This is a genomic window from Oceanospirillum beijerinckii DSM 7166 (assembly GCF_000422425.1).
GTDB classification, from domain to species: domain Bacteria; phylum Pseudomonadota; class Gammaproteobacteria; order Pseudomonadales; family Halomonadaceae; genus Oceanospirillum; species Oceanospirillum beijerinckii.
Window position 1 is genome coordinate 1 of sequence record NZ_AULT01000099.1, and the last position, 2,033, is coordinate 2,033.

The following is a 2,033-nucleotide window of genomic DNA, read 5'->3' on the forward strand; positions in this document are numbered from 1 at the left end:
CGTCCGGCCCGCTGGTATTTCAGCGCTTTTTCCAGTCGTTTTTCGGCCAGACTGACCACATTGGTCCCGGTATCGGTATTGTTCTGAGACACAATAGATCATCAAGGAACAGTTTTATATCCTCGTAAAGCGTGTTCTGGTTGCTCTTAACAGCAAGCAGGTAATCAGCGCCTTTATCCCGAATCTTTTCAGCAATGGCTGTCTGACAACCCATGGCATCAATGCTCACGATACACCCACTCACCTCTAACATATCGAGTAGTTCGGGTATCGCGGTAATCTCATTCGATTTTTCTGACATCCTGAGTTGACCTAAAACGATACCTGTATCGCTTGCCCAAGCGTTAACCACATGAATAGCGGCTTTGCCATCAGGCTTATCGTAGGACCGGCGTAATGTTTTACCATCAACGGACACGACCTCACCCTGAGTTTTTTCAACAATCATGCTGGTCCAGGAGATAAAACACTGATGAAAAGCCTGAGGGTCAAGGCGAGAGAATACCCGGCTGAATGTATCTTGTGAGGGTATTCCGTGAGAGAAAGAAAAATGTGCCTGTTCTTTATTTCTCATCGTGTACCCTCTTCCTGATGACTGATCCGGCCCTGAGCATCGTATCGGAAGGAGACCGGCAGTTGCTGGTTCGTCTGCACCTGCATCAACTGGCAGGCTTGGTTCCATATGTTGCCTTCGAGGAGATTTATTTGAGATCGGCTTAAATTTCCTTAAAAATCAAATATAAAGATATGGAGAGCCCCTATTTTCGCGTTAATTTCCGATTGCTCTGATACGATCCAAGGTCTCCTCTGTAAAGTAGAATGCTTTTATTGAATCATCAGTTTCTGTTACTTTGAATGGATACTTATTAAATTCTTCTTCAGTAGCATCACTACTATTTCCGTAGATATCTGATTTTTTAGGTGAAGAAGGATCACCCCAGACAAAAAAAACATCCTCATCACCTCTATGCTCATAATCCTCATGGCGACCAATAATCCGCCAGTCACCTATCATTTTTCTGTCAAAAAGTACATATGAGTCTAATATTAAAGGCCGGCAAACTCTTTTAAAATCCTCAATCAATAGTTCATTAAAGTCAGGAGAATTAGAAAAAAAATCAAATATTTCTGCTACGTGGCCTGCCTTTGATTTTGCAATCAGCCGTCCAAACCCATACACTTCTTTAGTGAGCCCAATTGAAAAAGTTTTGTCACTTATTAAAAAACAAAAAATATCTCCCGGTTTCAAAAAACGTAGCATGGTTCGTTCTTTCTTTCCCCATCCCCATATCTTAATTTTCATTTCACGCACATCCTGATTTCTTGGGTTTTAATTGGTTGGTTTTTTCAATATAAGCATCTTCGAAGTATTGCTGCCTACTTTCTCTACGCGTCTTATTATTTCTATCAAATGATGCCACTTTATTACCTCTGTTTTTCTGAGATATTTCATCCCCAATACTACCAGTCTTTGTTCCGTAATGATCTATATAGGCTTGCTCATATCCTCTGGCTTCCCCATAAGTAATATCCTCAGATAAATGGAACATTCGAGTTTTTCGATCACCAGTTAATCGGCCTGTTTCAATATGTTCTTTAGCCCTACGGTCAAAATCATTTGTGATACCTATATAGTATGGATCGCCTACAGGTCTGTTTGTTACTGCATCCACATCATATAGAGCATATACGCCATAGCCAGATGCAGTTTCATGGACTAAGCCTAATGGGTCAATCCTACTGACTGGATTATATACATATCCCTGCGGCCTTAAGCCACCTGCCATCCCTATCGGATCGAGTGTCAGGTACTGGGCTATCTCAGGATCATAGTAGCGGAATCGGTTGTAGTACAGTCCGGTTTCTTTGTCATAAATCTGGCCCTGATATCTCAGGTCACAGGTCACCGGGTCGTTCGCAGCTTCTTCCTGATAATAGCGCTGGGTATCCGGGCTTTGTTGCCATTGTTCGTGTTTGCCCCAGATCTCCTGATAGCCCCGCCAGTGGATATCGCCGTTTTCACTACACAGTTC

3 protein-coding genes are annotated in these 2,033 nt (G+C 42.5%); all 3 read right to left on the reverse strand.

What is annotated here, in order from left to right:
* Positions 1-19: 19 nt before the first annotated feature.
* Entirely contained in the window at positions 20-574 is a 555-nt protein-coding gene (locus tag H579_RS26530; protein WP_051227892.1) for an ISAs1 family transposase, read from the reverse strand.
* 195 nt (positions 575-769) lie between these two features.
* Positions 770-1,303, reverse strand: a complete 534-nt coding sequence (locus H579_RS26535) for an Imm26 family immunity protein (protein ID WP_051227894.1) — start codon at positions 1,301-1,303, stop codon at positions 770-772.
* A gap of 1 nt (position 1,304) precedes the next feature.
* On the reverse strand, positions 1,305-2,033 hold a 729-nt coding region (locus tag H579_RS26540), incomplete at its 5' end, for an RHS repeat-associated core domain-containing protein (RefSeq protein WP_051227896.1).

Excerpts from the sequence above, each read along its gene's own strand:
- H579_RS26530 (WP_051227892.1), bottom strand. The coding sequence starts at position 574 with ATGAGAAATAAAGAACAGGCACATTTTTCTTTCTCTCACGGAATACCC.
- H579_RS26535 (WP_051227894.1), bottom strand. The coding sequence starts at position 1,303 with ATGAAAATTAAGATATGGGGATGGGGAAAGAAAGAACGAACCATGCTA.